Here is a 22,785-nt window from a genome sequence, read left to right as displayed (position 1 = left end):
AATAAGTATGAACAGATCTAATCCAGCAATTCAATCATTCAACAATTTAATTATTCAGAGATGTATATCGTACGCTTTCAGTTTATTGTAAAGGGTTTTGCGGTCGATATTGAGCACCTCTGCTGCTTTCGTTTTGTTGTATCCGGTTTTTTCCAGAACTTTTAGAATTGCTGCCCGCTCGGCATTTTCAGAAACGGACTTCAAATTTGCGGCCGACTGACTGATTACCGGAACGCCCGGCCGGGCCGGATCGTAGCTAACCTGGGCCCCTACCGTGTCTTCGGGGGTTAGATATTGTGGCGAAATAATTTCCTGCGGCAATACATCGGCTTCAATGTAATCGCCCTGTGTGAGCAATACGGCTCGTTTGACCACGTTTTGCAGTTCGCGCAGGTTGCCATGCCAGAAGTAATCTTTCAGCTTGTCTTTGGCTTCGTCGTTGAAACCGATAATGTCTTTCTCAAGCTGCTGATTAGCCAGTTCGAGAAAGTGTTCGGCAAAGATCATAATATCGGCTTTGCGCTCACGCAAGGGCGATAAATGGATTTCGAATTCGGCAATGCGATGGTAAATATCTTCGCGAAATCGTCCCTGCCGTACAGCTTCGCGCAAATCTTCGTTGGTAGCCACAATAATCCGTACGTCGACAGGCACATCCTGATTCGAACCAATTCGCCGAATCTTACGCTCCTGCAATACCCGAAGCAGTTTTATCTGGTTGTCGTAGGAAAGGTTTCCGATTTCATCCAGAAAGAGCGTTCCGCCGTTGGCAAATTCGAAACTACCTGCCTTATCGGACATAGCGCCGGTAAAGGCTCCTTTTACGTGCCCAAACAATTCGCTTCCTGCCAGATCTTTACTAAGCGCGCCACAGTCGATGGCAACGAAAGGTTTGTCGCCCCGTTTGCTTTTCAAGTGAATCGCATTAGCCACAAATTCTTTACCCGTACCGGTTTCGCCCGTAATGATAACCGACATATCGGTTGGGGCAATCAGGTCTATATGTTTCTGAAGTTGTTCGGCTACCCGGCTTTTGCCAAAGATAAACCGCTTACCATCGGGGGCGATAGCATTTTTGCTGGCCGACGATTTTGCGGAAACGGGCTTGGCCGATGTGGTGCTGGGGGGAGTTGTATTGGCAGAAGAATCTGCGGATTGAGTTAGTGACTGGCTTCGCCGTTCGAGGGCATTCTTGATGGTATATAGAATTTCATCGGGATAAAGCGGCTTGGTTACGTAATCATATGCACCATGCTTTACTGTTTGCACCGCTATTCGAACGTCGGAGTAGCCCGTAATGATAATAACAGCCGTAGATGGGTGCAGAACTTTAATTCGGCGGAGCATTTCCAACCCATCAATATCAGGCAATTTGAAGTCACAGATAACTAACTCAAACGACTCTTTTCGCAACAGTATGAGGCCGTCCTCACCCCGTTGGACCGACGCCGTTTTATATCCCTGCTTACTCAGAAAGCGTTCCAGAAGCAGGCATATATCATTGTTATCGTCAACGATTAAAATCTTTTCCATGAAGTAGTAGCAGCCGATTCAGGCAACCTATGCCAGCTAGATAACGAATAAAAAGACGAGAGAGGTACTTCCCGGCTGCATAAACAAAGATACTCAAACCTGAATGGTTTGCAAAGCCTGCTCTACCGAACGCCGGGTGAATGGTTTCCCAACAAAGTAGTCAGCTCCCTGTTCAGTAGCCCGTCGGCGCTCAGCCTGTCCATCGAAGGCACTTATCATGATTATTTTAGCTTCGGACTGATCTTGCTTGATAGAAGGTAACAGATCGAAACCCAGTCCGTCCGGCAAGTTCAAGTCCAGAAAAATGGCATCAAACTGCTGTGTGTTCAAACACTGACGTCCTTCTTCAATGAAATGAGCACAGGTTGGAATATATCCCAACTTACGAAGCAGCCCTGATAGTAATAAACAAATATCAGCCTCATCGTCAATTATTAATACCCGCTTGGCGGTAGCTATCGAATTCATTATGGCCGGCCTAAATTGCGGTCTGGTGCTAACTCCCATCATTACTCTAACTACAGTTTACGTGCTGTACCGTTCACTGTGTACAGCATACAATTCTATGCCGAACCCGTTACGGAGAATCAATAATACGTATATATACCTAGTAAAAGCCAGAAAATGGGCACATTATGCCAAAATTAAGCATATTAAAATTTGTGAAGCGCATTGATGCATGGACAAACTCCATTGATTTTGTGGGCTTTTTTTCCACGTTATTTCTACAACTGTAGAGTTATTTCCACAGTTCTACTGTAGTCCGGAATCCGTATTTTGTATTATTTATAGTAATTGAACAACAAATAAATGCTCATTTCCAAGCTGCTATAGTGTGTTTGGCGGGTTTTCGGCTGAGTTGGCCGCTTTTGGCATAACTTTTTCTACTAAGAATCACGAATGCGAGACTATCTGTTCTGATTTACTCACGAGACGTTATAGGAAATTTGCTTTATACGGTAGCCATTATACGCGTTAGTAGCTGGCTTCAAAAACGTTGAATCCAGTAGGTTAATGTTGTTGGTCTGGTTACCCTATTTATGGCAATTATCCTGCGCCTGATTCAGAGAAGAGGGGTTTAAGGCGTATAAACCAGCAAAACCTTTTCACTGAGCTCAACATTGAAAAAGACATACACAACATACCTAATCAAGGTAATACATTTAGGTTTAGGTGGTTTCATTTTAGGTTAAGTACAAGTTACGGTGGGTACGGAATCCCTGCGCCAAGTTGAGCGCAGGGATTTTATTTTCCGCTACTATTCATTTACTTTACATAATGGTAGTGCATTCGCCTACAACTAGTTGAGGAACAATTGGTGCCCTTTGTGGAAAATAATCCTCAGCCAGTTCTGTATGCCCCGCGCCTTATTTTTGCACTAACCTGTTTTTTATCAGGCACTTATCAGATTAGTGAAGTTCTGGTATAAAATTTTCTTAGTTTGGAGAAGTGAATCACACACTAAATCAAGCAATCATGAAATCATTACCCGGAATATTAGTAGGATTGGCCGTAGGCGCTGTTATAGGAGTTTTGTTGGCCCCCGAAAGCGGTAAAAAGACACGTAAACGGATTTCGTCGGAATCTGATTCTTTCTTTAAAGATCTTCAGGATCAGTTACAGTCGGGTTTAGACAACATCCGTAAGCAATATAACGACTACGTTGACACAGCATCGACAAAAACGCACGACGCGCTTAGTCAGGTAAAACGAAAAGCAAAGTACTAATTATCCCCAATTCACTTAAAACAACAAGAACATGAGAAGCACACGAGATTTTTTAGCTGGTATCATTACAGGTGTAGTTATTGGCATCCTGACAGCCCCCCGGAGTGGAAAAGAAACACGTGATAAATTGACCGAGGAAGCCAATAAGCGTACTGATGAACTGAAAGATCAGTTACAAAAAGGTGTTTCGCAGGTAAAAGAGGGCTTCGAACAGGCTAAGTCACAAGTGAACCAATACGCCGATAAAGCTAAAGAGCAGTATAATCAGTATAAAGACCAGGCTCAGGAAGCATTCAATAAGGAGAAAGAAAACTTTAAGACTAAATACAACAATAAAGTTGACGAACTGGCCGACAACGCCGAAACGGGTGTCGAAGATTCGAAAGATAGCCTGAAAGTTAACTAACTCCGTTTTTATTGGCTTACTATTTCAGTAAACAAGACGAACCCCGCCCGAATTCTGGTGGGGTTCGTCTTGTTTTAGGTGGCAAGTAAATCCTGCGAAAATCCATCAGGCAAAAAAATTAACTTTACCCCACAAAAGCCTACTAATTATCAACCACTTAAGAGACAGACAGATCTATAGAATGATCCGGCTAACATTAGGCAACTACTCAGAAATTGGTTTAACAACCTTTTAATTTTGGTTTAAGAATAGTTTAATTGAATACCATGACATTTGCTATCGAAACGATGTCCGATTCTTTTTTATCATGGTCTTCCGCACAGCAACTCATAGAATACCGTATTTGCTTATTATGCTGGTTGGGCTTGTTGCTGGCCTATCCGCCCACTCGTCGCTGGCACAGGTTCCCGTAATTAATACCGACCTGCCTACACTGCCAAGCAGCGATACGCTCCGGCTTACGCTTGCCCAGGCCGACGACCAATTTAAAGCACGCAACCTCACTGTGCTGGCTACTCAACTTGGCATTAATGAAAGCCAGGCTTATGAAATACAGGCACAGCTACGCGTCAATCCGGCTATTTATGTCGAAACGATGCCCTACAACCAGCAAACGAAAGAAGTGCTTCCCTTTCGGCAAACCAATGCCCAGCAAATTGTTCAGGTTCAGCAGCTGATTCGGTTGGCTGGTAAACGAAATAAACAACTGGCCATTGCTAAAACCAGCACAGAACTGGCTAACGACCGTTTTTATGACCTGCTCCGAACGCTAACCTACCAGCTTCACACAACGTTCTATGATCTGTATTATGCCCGCCAGACCCTGAACGTCTATAATCAGGAAATTGAAACCCTGGAGCAGACCGTTGCCCTCTATCAGGAACAGTACGACAAGGGAAACGTACCGCTTAAAGACCTGACTCGTTTAAAAGCCTATCTGTTTGGCCTTACAACCGAACGGCAGCAGTTGCTCCAGCGACTGACCGACGATCAGGCCGATTTGGTAGTTTTGCTTAACACGGGTCCATCCGTAACAATTCAACCTGTTTTATTGCCCAACGCCATCACGTTGTATACAGTCAGCAATTTAAACCTGAACACGCTCTACCAGTTAGCCGAGCAGCACCGCTTCGATTTGAAGGGCTATCGCGATCTGGCTAAACAGGAACAGCAGAATCTGGCCCTGCAAAAAGCCATGGCCACGCCCGATCTGACACTTCAGGGCACTTATGACCGCAATGGTAGCTATATTCCAAACTATTTTGGTGTTGGCGTAGGCATTAATCTGCCTGTTGTCAACAAAAACCAGGGCAACATTCAGGCTGCGAAAGTGCGTATTCAAAGTAGCCAGCAAAACCTCAATGCGTATACGCTCCAGGTCGATAGCGATGTGCAGCGAGCCTACGCCAAAGCTCAGCAGACAGAGCAACTCTACCGTACGTTCGATCAGCGATTCAACGATGATTTTGGGCGATTAATCGACGGGGTAACCACAAACTATAAAAAACGAAATATTGACGTAGTTGAGTTTCTGGACTTTTTCGACTCCTACAAAAATAGTCAGATCCAGTATGCTCAACTACAAAACAATCGAATGCAAAGTCTCGAAGAAATCAACTTTGCCGTCGGTACCAATCCTTTTCAAAATTAAGCCATGAAAAAGAGTTCAATTATATTGCCTTGCTCGCGTCCAATCCTGCTACGTGACCGACTGGGCTTGAGTACCGATAAATCCATTACTTCGGCATTTGGCCTGTTGGTTCGTTCCTCGACAGATACCCCCCTGCGGCAGCGCGCCCTGGCCGCTATTAGTGGTTTACTTCTTCTGGCCGGACTGAGCGGCTGCGGATCGTCGGCCCAACCCGACGATTCTACGCCGGGTGAGCGCCATGAAACCAATCTGCTGGCCACAGCCCACTTCGATACCGCCCGGATGGAAAATGCGGTTAATGAGCTGAATCTGACCGGTAAGATCACCTTTAATCAAGATCAGGTCGTAAAGGTGTTTCCGCTGGTTGGTGGTCATATTGAGAAAATAAAGGCCGATCTGGGCGACTTTGTAAAACAGGGCCAAACACTGGCCGTGATCCGCTCGGGCGATCTGGCCGACCTTGAACAACAAGGCATAGCCGCACGGGGACAACTATCGGTAGCTCAGAAAAACCTTCAGGTAACCGAAGATATGGCCAACGCCGGGCTAAGCTCACAGCGCGAACTGGTTGCCAGTAAAGAGCAGCTATTGGCTGCTAAAGGCGAAGTAAACCGGGTTAACGAACGACGTCGGATTTTGGGTGGCAATGGCTCAGTCTATGTTGTGAAAGCCCCAATGAGCGGCTTCATTGTCGAAAAAACAGCATCCCCCGGTATGGAACTTCGCTCCGACGATCCGGAAAACCTGTTTACAATCTCAAACCTCGATCGGGTGTGGGTTATGGCCAATGTTTATGAATCCGATCTGGCCAATGTGCATGAAGGTGATCCGGCCACCATTACGACCCTCTCCTACCCCGATAAGGTTTTTCACGGCAAAATCGATAAGATTTTCAATGTGCTTGATCCCGACAGTAAAACCCTGAAAGTTCGGGTTACGCTCGACAATGCCGACTATCGACTGAAACCCGAAATGTTTGCCAATGTCAGTGTAACCTATGCAGGTCGCGATCAGCGGGTTACTATACCATCGCAGGCTATAGTATTCGACAAAAACCGCAATTTTGTTGTAGCCGTCAACCACGAAAACCAGCCGGTTGTGCGTGAGGTTAACGTGTACAAAACGGTTGGCTCAAAAACTTTTCTGACGGATGGCCTGACGCCCGGCGACCGGGTCGTAACGACCAATCAACTATTGATTTATAATGCGTTAGGCAATTAAACAAAGGCTTCCGGTCTTATATCGTTAGTCAACATAGGGCTCTGCTAAGAGCCCTATGTTTTTCCAGGCAGAATATCTGATGAGCTTCAGATGTGTATTATTTGATTTTTACAAATAATGGATTGATACGGGCAAACACCTCACTTGTTCAGTGTGCGAACTTTGTGCCCTTACCATTTCAGCATAATGAATACACAAATGAAAACAGCACTGGTAACGGGCGGAAGCCGTGGTCTGGGGCGCAATATGGCAATCAGCCTTGCTAAAACCGGGGTCGATGTCGTGATTACTTACAACAGCAGTAAGCAACAGGCCAATGAGGTAGTAGCCGAAATTCAGGCACTCGGGCAGAAAGCAAAAGCGTTTCCGTTAGATACGGGCAATCTGCATTTGTTCGATGACTTCTATCGTCAGTTAACTGCCTACTTACAGGCCGAAAAGGGCGTTTCTACATTCGATTTCCTGATCAACAATGCCGGAACAGCGCTCTACGCGGCCTTTGCCGACACCACTGAAGAGCAGTTCGACACGGTGTTGAACATTCATTATAAAGGAGTGTTTTTTTTAACTCAGAAAGCATTGCCTTTTCTCAATAATGGCGGTCGCATTATCAATATCTCATCCGGACTGACCCGCACGTCCTTCCCTGGCTCATCGGCATATGGCTCCATGAAAGGAGCCATTGAAGTACTAACGCGCTATATGGCAAAAGAATTAGGCGACCGTGGCATTGCGGCCAATGTTGTAGCCCCTGGCGCCATTGAAACCGATTTTGGCGGTGGCCGTATTCGCGACAATAAAGAACTGAATGCCCATGTTGCCAGCCTCACGGCGCTCGGACGCGTTGGTTTACCCGATGATATTGGCGGAGTAGTTGCCTTCCTGTGCAGCGAAGAAGCCCGGTGGATTAATGGCCAGCGAATTGAGGTTTCCGGCGGATTGGCGTTATAAGCCTTGTTTACGGCTTACCAAGGCAGCACGTTTCCCGATTAGACTAGCCGATTGGTTTATGGTTGCTCCGCCTAACAGCACATATCCGGCTCAGGCAACGCAACCATAAACCATTTCCCTACTCGCCCGATACCGGTACAATGGTTGAATTTTTCACTTCGGCCATAACAAAAAAGCTGCTGATGTGAAGCGTACCGGCAATAACGGATAGACGTTCCTGATAAAACCGGTTGTATGTTTCCATATCACGACTCACAATTTTGAGCAGATAATCGAACGTTCCCGACACTCGGTTACACTCCAGTACTTCGGGCAATTCATGAATGGCAGCATCGAAATCGGCAAAGGCATCGCGAGTTTGCCGGTCGAGTGTTACCTGACAATAAACCACCAGCAGGTTGCCCAGTTTCTTCTTATCCAGAATTGTTACATATCGGTCAATTACGCCCTCCCGTTCGAGTCGTTTTATTCGTTCATGCACGGGGGTTTTCGAAAGGTTGATGCGCTGGCCCATTTCCTGAATAGTCAGGTGAGCATTCTCCTGGAGTAGTGCCAGTAACTTACGATCGATAGCATCGAGAATGATCATAGAGAATTTTTTACGGTAGCAACATATAAATCTAGCCAACAACAGACCATTTTCCTAACAGCTCAATAATTACAGGACATAATTTCTAAAAAAATCAAAACTCATAGAAAACATAACCAGCCAATTTACCTTTGTAGTGCTCAATACAAAACCACTTTAAAAGTCCTACAATCATGGTTATTGGTGTTCCCAAGGAAATCAAAAACAATGAAAACCGGGTTGCTCTGACACCAGCAGGCGTTACCGAACTTCGCAAATATGGTCATACCGTTTATGTGCAGGTCAATGCAGGTGAAGATAGCGGTTTTGAGGACGAAGAATACATTGCGGCTGGCGCCATTATGCTTCCAACCATTGAGGATGTATATGGCATTGCCGAAATGATCATGAAGGTGAAAGAGCCTATTGCGGCCGAATACGACCTCATCAAAGAAGATCAGTTACTGTTTACCTACTTCCACTTTGCCTCATCGGAAGAGTTGACCCGTGCAATGCTCGCCAAACGCGCTGTATGTCTGGCCTACGAAACCGTTGAACGGCCCGATCGTAGCCTGCCGCTGCTGGTCCCAATGTCGGAAGTAGCGGGCCGAATGGCCATTCAGGAAGGCGCCAAGTATCTGGAGAAACCCCTGAAAGGCCGCGGGATTTTGCTCGGTGGTGTACCGGGTGTAAAACCAGCGAACGTACTGATATTAGGCGGTGGTATTGTTGGAACACAGGCAGCAAAAATGGCAGCAGGTCTGGGCGCACACGTTACGATCATGGATGTTAGCCTGCCACGGCTGCGTTATCTGTCAGATATTATGCCTCCGAACGTACAGACGATGATGTCGAACGAATACAATATTCGGGAGATGATTAAAGTCTGCGATCTGATTATCGGTGCGGTGCTGATTCCAGGAGCCAAAGCTCCTCACCTCATCACCCGCGATATGCTCAAGCTGATGCGCTCAGGCACGGTGCTTGTCGATGTGGCAGTTGATCAGGGCGGCTGTATCGAAACATGCCATCCAACCACACACGAAAACCCAACATTCATCATCGATGATGTGGTGCACTACTGTGTAGCCAACATGCCGGGTGCTGTTCCGTATACGAGCACGGTTGCGCTGACGAATGCCACTTTACCATATGCCCTACAACTTGCCAACAAAGGCTGGCAACAGGCTTGCCGCGACAATATGGACCTGCAATTAGGACTGAATGTTGTTGATGGCAAAGTAGTTTATAAAGGTGTAGCCGAAGCTTTTGGCCTACCACTGACTGCCGTTAGCCAGATTCTGACCCAAGAAGCCATTGCTGAATAAGACACAGCACATAAATATTACCCATTCATCGACAAACGCAGGCCGTTCTCTCCGGGGAACGGCCTTTTTTTGTTGGTCATGTGGGGTTAGGTTAGACCTAAAAGGTTTTGAAAACCTTTTAGGTCTGTACTTTACATAGACAAAGGCCAATGTCTAATGAAGCCATAGACTATTGGCCGATAACCAATTGTTGCCGAACCAGTTCGGTCCACTCCTCATCGAGCGATCCGTTGAAAAACGAAGTGCCTGCGCGTCGATACCAGTAATTGGCGTTGAACCGATCGCCTTCTTTCCGGTGCAGATAGGCATGAATACGGTCGTAGGCTTTTTCACCTTCGCGGGTTTGAGCAATGTTGTGGGCTTTCTCCCAATCGCCTTTTGCGTCGTGCCAGAGCGCTTCCAGCAAAGGTGGTAGCCCAACCGGTGGCTTTGCCTGATTCAGTGTGGCCGAAAATTCCTCGAATGTCATAAAAGTAGAAAAGTAGTCTTCGGGTTATGGGTCAGTTGTGGTTGGGACAAAATAAACAGCCGAACAGCAACTTGCCTACAATTTATGCGAATCATCTATTCAGGAAGGCTTACAGACTCTTATTGTATGGGATCAAATATTATATTAAATAGCGAAACAACACCAATAAGCCAATATAGTTACTTTATATACTTATGAGTTACGCATAATTGCAACTGGCGAGTCAACTAATCCTAAAGGACCACTCGTTCAAATTCTGAATCTACGAATCAGTTTGATAAGGCAGAGGTATCTACTGCTTTTTTATCGGAAAACAGATAATATTTATTGATAAACAATAAATATCAGTTACGTTTGTAGCAGAATCTAATGTTGTAAAATCAATATGAAAAGAATTTCAACAATATTTCTTCAGGTAGTCATCGTGTTGATTGGCATTGTGGCACTTATCCTTTTGATACGATTTCCCTTAACTGAGGGAAGAGCCGTAAACTTAGACTTGTTCAGCATTTACTCCGACCCGTTCATCTTGTATGGCTATGCAGCATCAATCGCTTTTTTTGTTGCCCTGTATAAAGCGTTCAAATTGCTTAGCTACATTGGAAAAAATAAAATATTCTCATCAGACTCTATTGCGGCCTTAAAGAGTATAAAGTATTGTGCAATAGTATTAAGTACTTCAATTGTAGCAGCAGGGCTATACATAAAGATATTCCATAATAAAGAGGATGACCCTGCGGGTTTTCTTGCCGTATGCATAGTGACTGCTTTTGTTTCAGTTGTGGTTGCAACTGCTGCGGCAATAGTTGAAAAAATCTTACAGAATGCCTTAGATATAAAATCTGAAAATGACTTAACAATTTAAGCTATGCCAATCATTGTAAACTTAGACGTGATGATGGCTAAACGAAAAATTTCCCTGAATGAACTTTCTGAAAAAGTTGATTTGACATTATCTAACCTTTCTATATTAAAGACAGGTAAGGCAAAAGCAATTCGTTTTAGCACTTTAGATGCAATTTGTAAAGTATTAGACTGTCAACCAGGTGATATTTTAGAATATGTACATGATAAGAACCACTAATCCAGGTTTCGCATCAGGCGCGTAAATGCATAATCTTCAGGCTAATTGTCACTATTAATTTTTAGTAATAGCCTGAAGCCTCCCGCTCCGAAATCCTCCTGAATACAAAGTCTAAAATCGTTAATGGACATTAACCAGAAATGAAAACACACAAGTAATCAAGCAGAATTAGATCGAATTAACCAAATAGTAATTCACTGTAAACCAATCGGTTATTCGCCAATTCGCTCAATCACTTATTTGACACTAAATAAACAACAATAAAAAATGAAATATATTTTATTTTTCGCCCTTAGCAGCTTGTTAGGCTGCAAAACCAGTCAACTTATACATTCTTCATCACCAGGAAACGAATTGTTCAAAGTTGCCATTCTATATCCAAATGGAGAAGGAAAAACGTTTAATATGGACTATTATGAACGTAAACACATGCCGATGGTAGCTGGTTATTTAGGTAAAAATTTAAAATTTTACGAAATTGACAGGGGTATATCGGGTAGAACATCAACTGATAAAGTGCCTTATTTGGCCGTTGGTTATTTTTATGTGAAAGACGTGGCGGAATATAATAAAGCAATAGGCCAAAACAGAGAAATAATAATCAGCGACTTTAAAAACTACACAAATGTTCAGCCTGTCATACAAATAAGTGAAGTCAGGCACATAGGTTTCAATAATGCCAAATAAAGAATAGAAATATGTCAATAACAAGCGAAGCAGAACTCATCGGAATGAAAAAAGCAAGTGACGCTGTTGCCTTTACTTTGAAAGAAATGCGGCACTATGCTAAACCCGGAATGACTACAAAACAAATAGATAACTTTGGCGCGGGTATTTTAAGCGATTTTGGTGCAAAATCTGCCCCTTATTTAACCTATAAGTTTCCTGGCTGGACGTGTATTAGTGTCGATAAAGAGTTTTGTCATGGCATTCCATCCTCCAAACGAATAGTAAAGGAGGGTGATTTGATCAATATTGATGTTTCGGCTGAGCTGGATGGTTTTTGGGCTGACAACGGGGCTTCCTTTGTGCTGGGCGAAGACAAAAACGGGCATCAGAAACTGGTAGATGCCTCAAAAGAAATCCTGCAAAAAGCCATAAATACCATAAAAGGTGGCGTACGAATTTCAGACGTCGGGCAACTTATTGACACCGCAGCGAAAAAGAGAGGCTACAAGGTTATTAAAAATCTGGGTGGGCATGGTATTGGCCGAAGTCTGCACGAATATCCTGGTGAGCTGCTTAATTATAAAGACCGATCTGACCAAAGACGCTTTAAGAAAAACTCAGTTGTGGCTATTGAAACATTCATTGCAACAGCGTCAACCTATGCCGTGGAGCTTAATGATGGCTGGACAATGGTCGGCAATCGGGGTGGCTATATGGCGCAGCACGAGCATACAATTGTAGTTACCGACGGAAAGCCAATTATTCTGACCGAAAAGAACGAACTATGGAATTAGAAATCCACCGACCAGTAGTGCCAATTTCAACCAGCCTATTAGAGCTTTTCAGTGATTGAGCGCATCGACTATACCCCATTCCCTCTAAAATGCGGTTGGCTTAAAACCAAATATCCCGCACAATACCATTAAGTTGTTCGTAGGGTACGGTTACTTCAATAGGGCCGACCGCATAGGCGGCTATTTCATACGGATTGTAATAAAAAATAAGCCCATCACGACCAACACCGATATTGGCAGGGAGAAAGAACTTCCCATCTTTCAGAAAATAGCCCCGCTCCTCCAGATTATACTGCGGCAACAAATCCTGTTGCTTACGAAAGGCTTTTTCAACAACCCCCAATAAAGCCGTTGTGTCGGTTACCAGATCGCTCAGGGCGAGTGTTCGTCCGGTTTTTCGGTCAAACGTATAAAATGACAGATTTGTATTCGGATGCGCCCCGCCCGTATAGGCATAGGTTTCTACCTTCACCGTAATTGCATTGGGGCCCGTATAAACGGTATCGGCCATTGTTTTCAGTTCCCAGCAGCCGCCTAGCTTGTCCATGTCTTTCATCATGGCTTCGTAATCGGCCACAAACAATGAACCAGCCTTCACTATATTGGTTCGGGCTTCCGGATTACTGGCAACCGTTGTGCTATCGAGCCAGCCGATAATACTACCGACACTCAATCGCTGAAGACTGTCGTTAATAATTCGAGCGGCTTTCGAATCGTCTTTCAGCAAGAAATAGGAAACGGCTATGTTCACTCCCTTATTCGTTGCGGTATCACACTGTCCGGCTCCGGTAAACGAATACTGTTTCGGCTCAAGAGTTGGTGGCCCCGATGGAGAGCGGTTGCAGGCAGACAAAAATACTGCTGACAGAAACAGGCCGACAACGAAAAGATTTTTCATAAAGAGGAGTATGTATAACCAGACCGTAAGGTCAACAATAGCAATCCAAAAAGGTAGCCGTTTGCAAAGATTTATCCAGAATTAGCCCGGTATACCTGAGTAGCCGTCTACCAAAGATGGAGCAGAATGGTTACAAACTTAGTAAATCTTTAAATCGTATAGCCTGCCGACGGCTTATTTCGATCTTATCTCCTCCGCGTAGGGTTACGAGTAAACCGCCACTAAACCAGGGCTCAATCTTTTCAATCCACTGAAGGTTAATGATATGTTTCCGGTTTGCCCGGAAAAATGTGGATGGATTAAGCCGATCTTCGAGCGCGTTCAGCGATTTCAGCACCAGTGGTTTCTGGTCGTCGAAATACAGCCGCACATAATTACCCATCGACTCAAACAACCGAACTTTCCCTAGTTTTACGAACCAGCATTTTTCGCCGTCCTTTACAAACACCTGGTCATTTTCGCCCAGCACTTTAGTAGCCGCTCCAATCGAAGGGCCATTGGCTGGTTCGGCGGCATGTTGTTGCTCTTCTTCGACCCGATGAATGGCTTCAGACAGACGAGCCAGTTCAACGGGTTTTAGCAGATAATCGAGCGCGTTGAACTCAAAGGCCTTGATGGCATATTCATCATAAGCCGTTGTAAAAATAACTTCAGGCGTTTTTCCTTCGATCGATTGCAGCAGCTCGAAGCCATTCTTGCCCGGCATCTGAATATCCAGAAACAGAAGGTCGGGCTCCAGCTCTTCAATCATGGGTAAGGCTTCGTCGGCATTGGCGGCTTCGCCTATGATTTGAATTTTCGGGAAATTTTCGAGTAACCGGCGGAGTTCATTGCGGGCTAAACGTTCGTCATCGACAATAAGGGTTTTCATAAATTTGGTTACGCTTCGCAGTTTATGGTTTATTGTTTACGGTTTATCGTTGCGCTTGCGCTGCCTGAACAGGATCTATGCTGATAGGCGGAGCAACTATAAACCATAGACGATAAACCGTAAACCCTACACCTATTTAATCGCTTCTTCACGGCGTCGGAATATGCCTTCCGACTGAGTAGGAATGGTAATTTCGGCGCAAACAACCGATTCGCCAAAGGCACCGTCTTCTTCCTGAAAAATATGAAAGCTGGCTTCGGGACCATAGAGCAGTTCGAGCCGCTGAGCCGTATTGGCCAATCCGAAACCGCCCGATGCTTCTTTGTCGCCCAAAACACCAGTGTTGCGGATCGTTATATGAAGTTTATCGGCAACCACTGCCGATTGTACCTCCACGAAACCACCCCCTACGGCCTTCGAAACACCATGCTTAATTGCATTTTCGACCAGCGTTTGCAGCATCATGGGCGGCACCTGCCAAAACAGCGTCCGACCGTCGAGGTTTATGTTCGACCGCAACCGATCTTCATACCGAACTTTTTCAAGATCCAGATAATCTTCAACGGTTTTGATTTCTTCGCGCAGCTCAACGGTTTTGCGCCGATCGGCCAGCAGGGAGTTCCGTAACAGATTGGAGAGTTGTGTGATTCCCTGCTGTGCTTTGGCAGGGTTTTCGTAGACCAGCGCCCGAATGCTGTTCAGGGCATTGAACACAAAATGGGGATTCAGTTGCGACCGCAGCACTTTAGCTTCGGTTTCGCGGATGCTGGTTTTGAGCAGAATTCGTTCGATTTCAGCATTCCGGTTTTCTTCGACATAATGATAAGCCGTATAGCTCAGTACCCAGGCCAGCATGGTTTTACCCCAACTGATAATATAACCAATCAACAACCAGGGTTCTTCGACCATCCGCTGCGGAACAATGATCCGGTCGATTGGCAGGTTCAACATGGTCATGATTGAGGCCATCACCAACACCGAAAACAGAACACGCGGAGCCAGCCGAAAAAAGGGTAAACGCACCCAATTCCACCGACGAATCATCAGTCGGTAGAGGTGCGTCAGTGTAATTCCCAGAAAAATATTGGCAATGGCTAAATACAGCGCATCAGGATCGAACCCCAGTTCCAGCACATAGGCCACATACTCCACCAGAATCAGGAGCGACCAGCCGAAGAACTGGCAAAACCAATATATTTTTTGCTTTGATGTACTCATTCCATTCATCACCCTTTGGGGGATACTAAGCGAATGTACGAGATTTTAAGGCAATTTTCGGGATATATACACCAAAGGAACATGAAACGGAGGAATGGGAAAAAGAGTGGATAAAAAATTGACGGCTTCTTTTTCAACTCCTGCGTCATTCGTTCTTATGCCAAAGCCAGTGTCAGCAGATGCGATGTATCATTTGCCAGCTCTATTGTAAATACGTTCGTATCGTAATCGTACAAAAGCTTATAGAGGCAAAGATTACTGTGCTCAAACTGATCCATGTGAGCTAGTGGCTGATTGGTAAGCCAGCAGAGCAGAATACGCATGGCCCGCCCATGCATGGCCACCAGAACGGTTTCTTCGTCGGGGTGCGACAGGATCGTTTCGATAGCCACTCGCTGACGAGAAACAACGTCGTTGGGGCTTTCACCGCCATCGGTCGGAAAAGCCGTGTTTCCCGACGACCAGGCCTCAATCAGCTTTCGATAATATTCGTTGTCGATATTACCGGGAACCTTACCCTCCATAACACCCCAACTGATCTCGTTGAGGCCAGTTAGTTTTTGGTAGGGAATACCGAGGTCGGTGAAGAGTTCGACCGTTTGATAGGTCCGTTTAAGCCCCGAAATGTAGATTTTCTGGAAGGGAACATGCTGATACGCCTGAAAAAACGCCATTGCTTGCGCACGACCCATCTCGTTGAGATCGGAGTCGACGCCACTTCCCTGCACCACGCCCCGCCGATTATAATCGGTTTCGCCGTGACGAATTAAATATATGCTTTTTTGTTGCAAGCTCGTTAGCTTTGTCTTCCGTTGTATTCGGGTGCAAAATTATACAAAAAAAACGGCAATATGAAAGCAGGATTCGACCTGAGTAACCTGGAGTTTGCCCATGCAGATTCGATCGTAAAACACCTTGGCATTGAGTTTACGGAAGCGGGCGAAGGGTATCTGACTGCCCGAATGCCAGTCGATGGCCGCACGCATCAGCCTTTCGGCATCTTACACGGCGGGGCATCGGTGGTGCTGGCCGAGTCGCTGGGCAGTACGGCCTCGTATATGTTGCTCGACGATCCGACCAAACAACGGGCCGTTGGTCTGGAAATCAATGCCAATCATATCCGTTCGGTTCGCGATGGCTGGGTATATGGCCGCTGCACCCCCGTCCATATTGGCCGCACAACGCACGTATGGGACATCCGCATCACCGATGAACTCGGCAAACTCGTATGCATCAGCCGCCTGACGGTTGCGGTGGTCAATTAGTGGAGAATGAAGAGTAATTCGGCGAGATTACTCTTCATTCTTCACTCTTTACTAATTGATAAACACCTCATCCACCAGCAACAGACCTGAATTGCCTTTGTTCGGATGCCAGTCTGGGAGCTTTTTGACGGGTTGGGCTATAATTTTCAGAAACGAGACCTGTTGCGACTTAACCGGACAAAGCACTGCTTTTAACGCAGGCGAACTTTTAGCCGTTGGCTGCGAGGGGTTAATTGTAGCAATCAATCGTAGCTGATCCCGGCGATTACCGCCCCAAATTTCGACGACGCTGGGTGGAAAGATGCCGGTTTCGGGCTCCACCATTACCCGCAGGGCTACCGACGATACCTGAACCGGTGTTTTAAACTCCGATACCAATGCCATTTCATTTTTTCGAAATCCGGCCCAGTTATTAGCCCATGCCGGACTGTTGGCATTGAAGGTACCAAGCTTGCCATCAAAAAACGTATGGGCTCCATCGGCCTGATGCACCGGATTTAGTGGAAGCAATAAATTGACGCTATCGGGCTTATAGGTGCTTTTGTACAAATCAAACGTGGCCACCGCGCTACCATACCAACCCGCCTTATAGGCCTTCGCTTTCAGCAGGGTTGGCTTCGTAAGTATAGTTTGCCCCGCAAACACCGGCGAATGCACACTGTCGGGCTCCGAGCCATCGGTTGTGTATCGAATCTGAACGCCTTTTACGGGGTGCTTTAGTTGTAAGGGAAGCGACTCCACAAAAATAGGCGAGCTATTTTTTAACTGTGGCGGATTGAGCCGAATTGGCTTACTGCTGGCCCCATCGAACCCGGCAATAAACTGAATACCCATATTGGCTTTCTGTAACTGAGCAACCTGAGCCGGTGTAATTTTAGTGTTCCAGACCGCAAGGCTTTTCAGTTTTTTAAAACGACTCAATTGCTTTTGCAATGCGTCATACGTTACGTTCGTGCCAGCCAGCGTAAGCGTTTGCAGTTCGGGCAACAACGTTAATTCGCTCAGCCCGGCACCGGTTATATCGGTGAAGTTAATATCGAGTTTACGCAGATTTTTAAAGTCGCCAACGGCTTTCAGATCAGCATCTTTAACAGGCATTTTGTTGAGGTTCAGGTATACGACCTGTTCTCGAACTGGTTTTAGCTCGGCCAGTTTTTCTACCGAAAAAGCAGCTTTGTTATAGAAATTCACGGCCAGCGCGGGCGACTCGTTTGCCAGTGGAGCCACCGTCCGGTAGTTGGTGCTTAAGGCACGAACCGTCTCTTCATCGGCCGCATCGAAGTCAAACACGTCGGTCTGCTCAGCCGGTTTGAACAGGCTGGCCGCCACCATACGCAACGAATCGGTAGCGGGCAGGTCGATTACTTTTTTGGTCAGTTCGGCATTGCTTTTTATCCATAAGGCCAGTAACAGCATCTCCTGCGGAGTAAGTTGGCTCTTACCCGACGGGGGCATATGTTTTTTTTCGACAAGCGGCAGATGGATTCGTTGCAGCAACAAGCTACTATCGGGCTTTCCGGCAACGAACAGCTTTCCCGATTTCCCTCCTTTCAACAGATCTTCTGCCGAAGCCAGACTCAACTGCCCTTTCAGCTTGTCGGGATTATGGCAACTAAGGCACTTTTGCTCAAAAATGGGCTGAATCACATCAGTATAGACCAGCGCTTTGTCGAGCGCTACCGGATCGGATTTCAACATAGTACTGACTGGAGCAAACAGAAAATTATCGCCGTGAGTGAGCGTGGCTCCGTAATGTCCGGCACCAAGTAGCAGAAGAACCGTTGTTAACGCCCCCAGCCGTGCCAGCCGGTTCGTATACCAGCTATTGGTACGACTCCAGTAAATAAGCGTTGCAACCAGAAATACGCCAACGCCCAACCATTTATGCCAGTTCAATACACGGCCGCTATAGCCATCTTCTTTCGCCAGGAACAAGCCCATGATGACCGTAAAACCAGCCAGCAACGCCCCAATCAGGAGCAGGTTATTCAGAAAATTCCGGTAAAATTCGGCAACTTCTGTATTGACCTCGCTAATCAGTCGAGAACGAAAGGCTTCCAGAACCATCGCCAGCAACAGAATAACGATCGGAAAGTGCAGCAAAACCGGATGCATGCGCCCCACCGGCTGCAACCAGAGCGGCACCACCAGCCGGTTGTTAAACAGCAACAGAAATAGCACAAAAACCACCGACGCAAACAATACCTGTTCAGCCCACCCTATCAGCTTTTTCGTCATGATAAAATCTTGCCTCAGGCAATGATGTCGTGTACAACTTTTCCGGAAACATCGGTCAGCCGATACCGGCGGCCGAGGTGTTTGAACGTTAGCTTTTCATGATTCAGACCGAGCTGGTTCAATACAGTTGCCTGAAAATCATGAACATGAACCGGATTGCTGACAATGTTGTAGCCCATCTCGTCGGTTTCGCCGTACACAATACCGGGTTTAATGCCGCCACCCGCCATCCAGATCGTGAAACAGCGCGGATGATGGTCGCGTCCGTAGTTATCTTTGGTCAGTTTACCCTGCGTATAGCTGGTCCGGCCAAATTCACCGCCCCAGATCACCAGCGTTTCGTCCAGTAAGCCCCGTTGTTTAAGGTCTGTCACGAGCGCGGCCGACGCCTGATCGACGTCTTTTGCCTGCCGGGCAATTTCGAACGGCAGGTTCCCGTGCTGATCCCAGCCCTGGTGATAGAGTTGAACGAAGCGCACCCCGTTTTCCGATAGCTTACGAGCCAGCAAACAATTGGCAGCAAACGTACCCGGAACCAGGCAGTCGGGGCCATAGAGCTTGATAATATCGTCGGATTCTTTCGACAAATCCATCACCTCTGGCACGGCCGTCTGCATTCGATAGGCCATTTCATACTGCTTCACTTTAGCCGCAATTTCGGGGTCGCCAAATTCCTGATAGGCCAGGTCGTTGAGTTGCGCCAGGTTGTCGAGCATATTCCGCCGGTCCTGCCTCGACATACCATCGGGGTCGCGCAGATAGAGCACCGGGTCTTCGCCTTTGCTGAACTGAACGCCCTGATGAATGGAGTCCAGAAACCCATTCGACCACAATTTTGAATAGACGCCCTGCCCATTGCCGATTCCCCGCGACAGAAGTACCGTAAAATTGGGCAGGTTTTTATTTTCGTTTCCCAACCCGTAGCTCAACCACGACCCCATGCTGGGCCGGTTCCCCTGCTGCGAACCCGTTTGGATAAACGTAAGCGCCGGATCGTGGTTAATGGCTTCGGTGTACATCGATTTGACGATGCACAGATCATCGACAATATTGGCCGTATAGGGAAACAGATCGCTCACCCATGCCCGCGACTCGCCATACTGACTGAAATTCACAAACGACCCAACCAGTGGAAACGACTTCTGATTGGCCGTCATGCCCGTAAGCCGCTGCATACCCCGAACCGACGGCGGCAACTCCTGCCCCATCATTTCGCGCAGTTTGGGTTTGTAGTCGAACAGTTCTTGCTGCGAGGGCGCCCCGTTCTGGAATAAATAAATAACCCGCTTAGCTTTCGGAGCAAAATGCGGAATACCCGGTGTTAGCCCTTCGTCGTCGCTACTGCCACTGCTGAACAAATCAGGAATCAGTAACGACCCTAACGCAGCACTGCCAATCCCGAGACTTAATCGAGACAGGAAACGACGCCGGTTAAAATGCATACCGTGTTCGAGAATCTCTTTTTCCATACTCGTCAGGACTTTGTAATGGTTTCTTCCAGGTTATAAATGGTGGTCATAACTCGCATCAGCGCGGTCAGTTTGGCTTTATCAATCTTCTCAGGAACAGGATATTCGCCAACCGACAGCGAATGCCGAATGCTCGTTGGTGTCAGCGATTTCAGCTCCTTATCGTAATAGCTACTCAGTATGGCCGTTTCTTTTTCGTTCGGACGGCGGCTTACAATCAGGCGAAACGCTTTATTGATTTTATCGGATACGGGACTGTTTTCCTGCAGGAGCCGGGCCGCCAGCACCCGCGAAGCTTCCAGCACCGTAGGGTCGTTCATCATCACCAGCGCCTGTAGTGGTGTGTTGGTTTTCAGTCGTCTCACTTCGCACAGGTCGCGGTTACTGGCATCGAAAATGGCCATCGAGGGTGGCGGAACGGTGCGCTTGATGAGTGTATACATCCCCCGACGATACAGCGCTGAGCCATGATCCTGATTATAGGCCGACAGCAGCCCCCGGCCCGATGTAGCGCCCTCCCACAATCCGGCTGGTTGGTAAGGTTTCACACTCGGCCCGCCAATGGCTGGATTTAGCAGACCGCTACTGCATAGAACCAGATCCCGCACAAATTCGGCTTGGATACGGTAACGGGGTCCATGGGCCAGAAAAACGTTATCGGGATCAGCGGCTAATTTTTCGGGCGATAGAACAGCCGACTGCCGGTAAGTAGCCGACATCACCATCTGCTTTACCAGCCGTTTCATATCCCAGCCGTGTTCCCTAAAATCGACGGCCAGCCAATCGAGCAGTTCGGGGTGCGTTGGCAAATCGCCCTGCATACCAAAATCGCCGGACGTTTTCACAATTCCCTTTCCAAAAAACTCCTGCCAAAGATGATTGACATATACCCGCGCCGTGAGTGGATTTCGCGGATCGAACAACCACTTCGCCAGTCCCAGCCGGTTTTTCGGATAGCTATCATCAAACGGCAAAATGGCTTTGGGCGTACCGGGTTGTACTTCGTCGCCGGGCGCATCGTAGGCCCCCCGCTTCAGCACAAAGGTTTTTCGGGTCGTATCCAGATCGCCCATCACCGACACAATCAGGCGGTTGGTATCGCGCTTATTAACGAAGGATAAAATATCTTTTACATCCTGATCGCTAATCTCCATCAGCGGTTTTTTAGCGTAGGTTTCGGGACCGCCAATCACCGATTCGATGCCTACTTCCTTCACATTGTTGAAAAACGCGAAGAGCTGGTAATATTCTTTCTGCGAAAACGGGTCGTATTTATGGTCGTGACAATGCGCACATTCGATGGTTACGCCGAGTAATCCTTTACCGAACAGATCGTTTCGGTCGGTCACGTACATGATCCGGTACTCTTCAGGAATAACACCCCCTTCTTCGGTAATTTTATGGTTTCGGTTAAATCCCGTCGCCAGCAACTGCTCTTTCGTCGACCCCGGCATCAGGTCGCCAGCGAGTTGCCAGGTTACGAAATCGTTGTAATGCATATTTTTGTTGAAGGCATGAATCACCCAGTCGCGCCAGGGCCATTGCGTTCGGTAGCCATCGTCCTGATAGCCGTGCGAATCGGCATAGCGCGCCAGATCGAGCCAGTGCAGCGCCATTTTTTCGCCATAGGCCGGATTGCTTAGCAGTTGATCGACAACTTTTTCGTAGGCATTCGGACTCTTATCGGCCAGAAAGCGATCCATCATTGACAGACTGGGCGGCAAACCCACCAGATCCAGACTCAGCCGTTTCAGCAATCGCTCTTTGTCGGCTTCGTCGTTCGGACTTAGCCCTTTCTGTTCCTGCTTTTGTAAGATAAAATAATCGATCTCGTTGCGGGGCCAGCTTTTCAGGCTTACGGTTGGGATAGCTGGTTTCTTCGGTGCCACAAACGACCAGTGTTTTTGGTACGTAGCGCCCTGCCGTATCCACGTTTCAATTAGCTTGATTTCGCGGGCCGATAGTTTCAGGTTAGATGCTGGCGGTGGCATCAGCGTAGCCGTATCGGTGGACGTGATGCGCAAAAAAACTTCCGACAGTTCGGGTTTTCCGGGCACCAGCGCATGTGCCGACGGATGTTCGGCCAATGCTTTGTAGGCACTCTGGGGGTCATCGAGCCGCAGGCCGGCTTCCCGTTTGTTAGCATCGGGGCCGTGGCAGACCAGGCATTTATCGGAAAGAATAGGCCGAATATCAAAATTATAGCTGATCCGTTCCGGGATCTCCTCCGATCCGTTATGATCGGCAACGTGGCTACCGGATGTGCTCGTACAGGCTTGTATGTACCAGCCAATCCCCACCAAAACAATCAGCAACGAGTAAAGATACGTACGCATACCGGGGAGTCAGTTAAGCCTTTTCGTCGGGGCTTTCGCTCTAGTAAGCATAAGGTATCCAACTAAAAATTTTACTGTTTATTCTCGC

22 protein-coding genes are annotated in these 22,785 nt (G+C 47.1%); 11 read left to right on the top strand and 11 right to left on the bottom strand.

What is annotated here, in order from left to right; genetic code table 11:
• Positions 1 to 54 precede the first annotated feature (54 nt).
• Together WBJ53_RS07420 and WBJ53_RS07415 are read right to left on the bottom strand one after the other, a co-directional pair.
• Positions 55 to 1,533 (bottom strand): sigma-54 dependent transcriptional regulator, encoded by a 1,479-nt coding sequence (locus tag WBJ53_RS07420; protein ID WP_338875436.1) that lies wholly within the window; start codon positions 1,531 to 1,533, stop codon positions 55 to 57.
• Positions 1,534 to 1,626: 93 nt separating this feature from the next.
• Entirely contained in the window at positions 1,627 to 2,001 is a 375-nt protein-coding gene (locus WBJ53_RS07415; RefSeq protein WP_338875435.1) for a response regulator, read from the bottom strand.
• Between the two features lie 1,008 nt (positions 2,002 to 3,009).
• Between WBJ53_RS07415 and WBJ53_RS07410 the strand changes: the two genes are divergently transcribed.
• The 5 genes from WBJ53_RS07410 (at position 3,010) to WBJ53_RS07390 (ending at position 7,490) form a co-directional block, all read left to right on the top strand.
• Complete coding sequence (locus WBJ53_RS07410) at positions 3,010 to 3,261, top strand: YtxH domain-containing protein (RefSeq protein ID WP_338875434.1); 252 nt, start codon at positions 3,010 to 3,012, stop codon at positions 3,259 to 3,261.
• Between the two features lie 31 nt (positions 3,262 to 3,292).
• Entirely contained in the window at positions 3,293 to 3,667 is a 375-nt protein-coding gene (locus WBJ53_RS07405; RefSeq protein WP_338875433.1) for a YtxH domain-containing protein, read from the top strand.
• A gap of 307 nt (positions 3,668 to 3,974) precedes the next feature.
• Entirely contained in the window at positions 3,975 to 5,318 is a 1,344-nt protein-coding gene (locus WBJ53_RS07400; protein ID WP_338875432.1) for a TolC family protein, read from the top strand.
• 3 nt (positions 5,319 to 5,321) lie between these two features.
• Complete coding sequence (locus WBJ53_RS07395; protein WP_338875431.1) at positions 5,322 to 6,539, top strand: efflux RND transporter periplasmic adaptor subunit; 1,218 nt, start codon at positions 5,322 to 5,324, stop codon at positions 6,537 to 6,539.
• Between the two features lie 186 nt (positions 6,540 to 6,725).
• Positions 6,726 to 7,490: an SDR family oxidoreductase gene (locus tag WBJ53_RS07390; protein ID WP_338875430.1), complete on the top strand. Its 765-nt coding sequence runs from the start codon at positions 6,726 to 6,728 to the stop codon at positions 7,488 to 7,490.
• Between the two features lie 118 nt (positions 7,491 to 7,608).
• On the opposite strand, the gene WBJ53_RS07385 is transcribed toward WBJ53_RS07390, so the two are convergent.
• Positions 7,609 to 8,079 (bottom strand): Lrp/AsnC family transcriptional regulator, encoded by a 471-nt coding sequence (locus WBJ53_RS07385; protein WP_338875429.1) that lies wholly within the window; start codon positions 8,077 to 8,079, stop codon positions 7,609 to 7,611.
• A 173-nt stretch (positions 8,080 to 8,252) separates the two neighbouring features.
• Here WBJ53_RS07385 and ald point away from each other — a divergent pair, with 173 nt between their 5' ends.
• A complete protein-coding gene (gene ald, locus WBJ53_RS07380) occupies positions 8,253 to 9,386 on the top strand; it encodes an alanine dehydrogenase (protein WP_338875428.1) in 1,134 nt (377 codons plus the stop codon).
• Positions 9,387 to 9,555: 169 nt separating this feature from the next.
• On the opposite strand, the gene WBJ53_RS07375 is transcribed toward ald, so the two are convergent.
• Positions 9,556 to 9,855, bottom strand: coding sequence for a hypothetical protein (locus WBJ53_RS07375; RefSeq protein ID WP_338875427.1), 300 nt, complete (start codon positions 9,853 to 9,855; stop codon positions 9,556 to 9,558).
• Positions 9,856 to 10,240: 385 nt separating this feature from the next.
• Here WBJ53_RS07375 and WBJ53_RS07370 point away from each other — a divergent pair, with 385 nt between their 5' ends.
• From WBJ53_RS07370 to map, 4 genes are all read left to right on the top strand, one after another.
• A complete protein-coding gene (locus WBJ53_RS07370; protein ID WP_338875426.1) occupies positions 10,241 to 10,720 on the top strand; it encodes a DUF2975 domain-containing protein in 480 nt (159 codons plus the stop codon).
• A 3-nt stretch (positions 10,721 to 10,723) separates the two neighbouring features.
• Positions 10,724 to 10,939: a helix-turn-helix transcriptional regulator gene (locus WBJ53_RS07365; RefSeq protein WP_338875425.1), complete on the top strand. Its 216-nt coding sequence runs from the start codon at positions 10,724 to 10,726 to the stop codon at positions 10,937 to 10,939.
• 267 nt (positions 10,940 to 11,206) lie between these two features.
• Positions 11,207 to 11,626 carry an EthD family reductase gene (locus tag WBJ53_RS07360; protein WP_338875424.1) on the top strand — a complete coding sequence of 140 codons (420 nt, stop codon included), beginning with the start codon at positions 11,207 to 11,209 and terminating at the stop codon, positions 11,624 to 11,626.
• An 11-nt stretch (positions 11,627 to 11,637) separates the two neighbouring features.
• Positions 11,638 to 12,402, top strand: a complete 765-nt coding sequence (gene map / locus WBJ53_RS07355; RefSeq protein WP_338875423.1) for a type I methionyl aminopeptidase — start codon at positions 11,638 to 11,640, stop codon at positions 12,400 to 12,402.
• A 100-nt stretch (positions 12,403 to 12,502) separates the two neighbouring features.
• On the opposite strand, the gene WBJ53_RS07350 is transcribed toward map, so the two are convergent.
• The 4 genes from WBJ53_RS07350 to WBJ53_RS07335 form a co-directional block, all read right to left on the bottom strand.
• On the bottom strand, positions 12,503 to 13,300 hold the full coding sequence (locus WBJ53_RS07350; RefSeq protein ID WP_338875422.1) for a DUF3298 domain-containing protein: 798 nt from the start codon (positions 13,298 to 13,300) through the stop codon (positions 12,503 to 12,505).
• 130 nt (positions 13,301 to 13,430) lie between these two features.
• The gene (locus WBJ53_RS07345) at positions 13,431 to 14,171 is read right to left on the bottom strand and encodes a response regulator (RefSeq protein WP_338875421.1); all 741 of its coding nucleotides are present in this window, start codon (positions 14,169 to 14,171) and stop codon (positions 13,431 to 13,433) included.
• A gap of 132 nt (positions 14,172 to 14,303) precedes the next feature.
• Positions 14,304 to 15,389, bottom strand: a complete 1,086-nt coding sequence (locus WBJ53_RS07340) for a histidine kinase (RefSeq protein WP_338875420.1) — start codon at positions 15,387 to 15,389, stop codon at positions 14,304 to 14,306.
• A 155-nt stretch (positions 15,390 to 15,544) separates the two neighbouring features.
• Positions 15,545 to 16,180, bottom strand: coding sequence for a histidine phosphatase family protein (locus tag WBJ53_RS07335; protein WP_338875419.1), 636 nt, complete (start codon positions 16,178 to 16,180; stop codon positions 15,545 to 15,547).
• Between the two features lie 60 nt (positions 16,181 to 16,240).
• Between WBJ53_RS07335 and WBJ53_RS07330 the strand changes: the two genes are divergently transcribed.
• Positions 16,241 to 16,654, top strand: a complete 414-nt coding sequence (locus WBJ53_RS07330) for a hotdog fold thioesterase (protein ID WP_338875418.1) — start codon at positions 16,241 to 16,243, stop codon at positions 16,652 to 16,654.
• 51 nt (positions 16,655 to 16,705) lie between these two features.
• Here WBJ53_RS07330 and WBJ53_RS07325 read toward each other — a convergent pair whose 3' ends face one another.
• Genes WBJ53_RS07325 through WBJ53_RS07315 form a run of 3 tightly spaced genes read right to left on the bottom strand, consistent with a single transcriptional unit; the run spans position 16,706 to position 22,697 of the window.
• Positions 16,706 to 18,892: a c-type cytochrome domain-containing protein gene (locus WBJ53_RS07325; RefSeq protein ID WP_338875417.1), complete on the bottom strand. Its 2,187-nt coding sequence runs from the start codon at positions 18,890 to 18,892 to the stop codon at positions 16,706 to 16,708.
• Positions 18,893 to 18,906: 14 nt separating this feature from the next.
• Positions 18,907 to 20,361, bottom strand: coding sequence for a DUF1501 domain-containing protein (locus WBJ53_RS07320; RefSeq protein ID WP_338875416.1), 1,455 nt, complete (start codon positions 20,359 to 20,361; stop codon positions 18,907 to 18,909).
• Between the two features lie 5 nt (positions 20,362 to 20,366).
• On the bottom strand, positions 20,367 to 22,697 hold the full coding sequence (locus WBJ53_RS07315) for a PSD1 and planctomycete cytochrome C domain-containing protein (protein ID WP_338875415.1): 2,331 nt from the start codon (positions 22,695 to 22,697) through the stop codon (positions 20,367 to 20,369).
• Positions 22,698 to 22,785: the final 88 nt, after the last annotated feature.

Source organism: Spirosoma sp. SC4-14 (assembly GCF_037201965.1).
Lineage (GTDB): Bacteria > Bacteroidota > Bacteroidia > Cytophagales > Spirosomataceae > Spirosoma.
The sequence above is the reverse complement of the archived record's forward strand: the minus strand, read 5'-3'. Positions and strand labels throughout refer to the sequence as shown.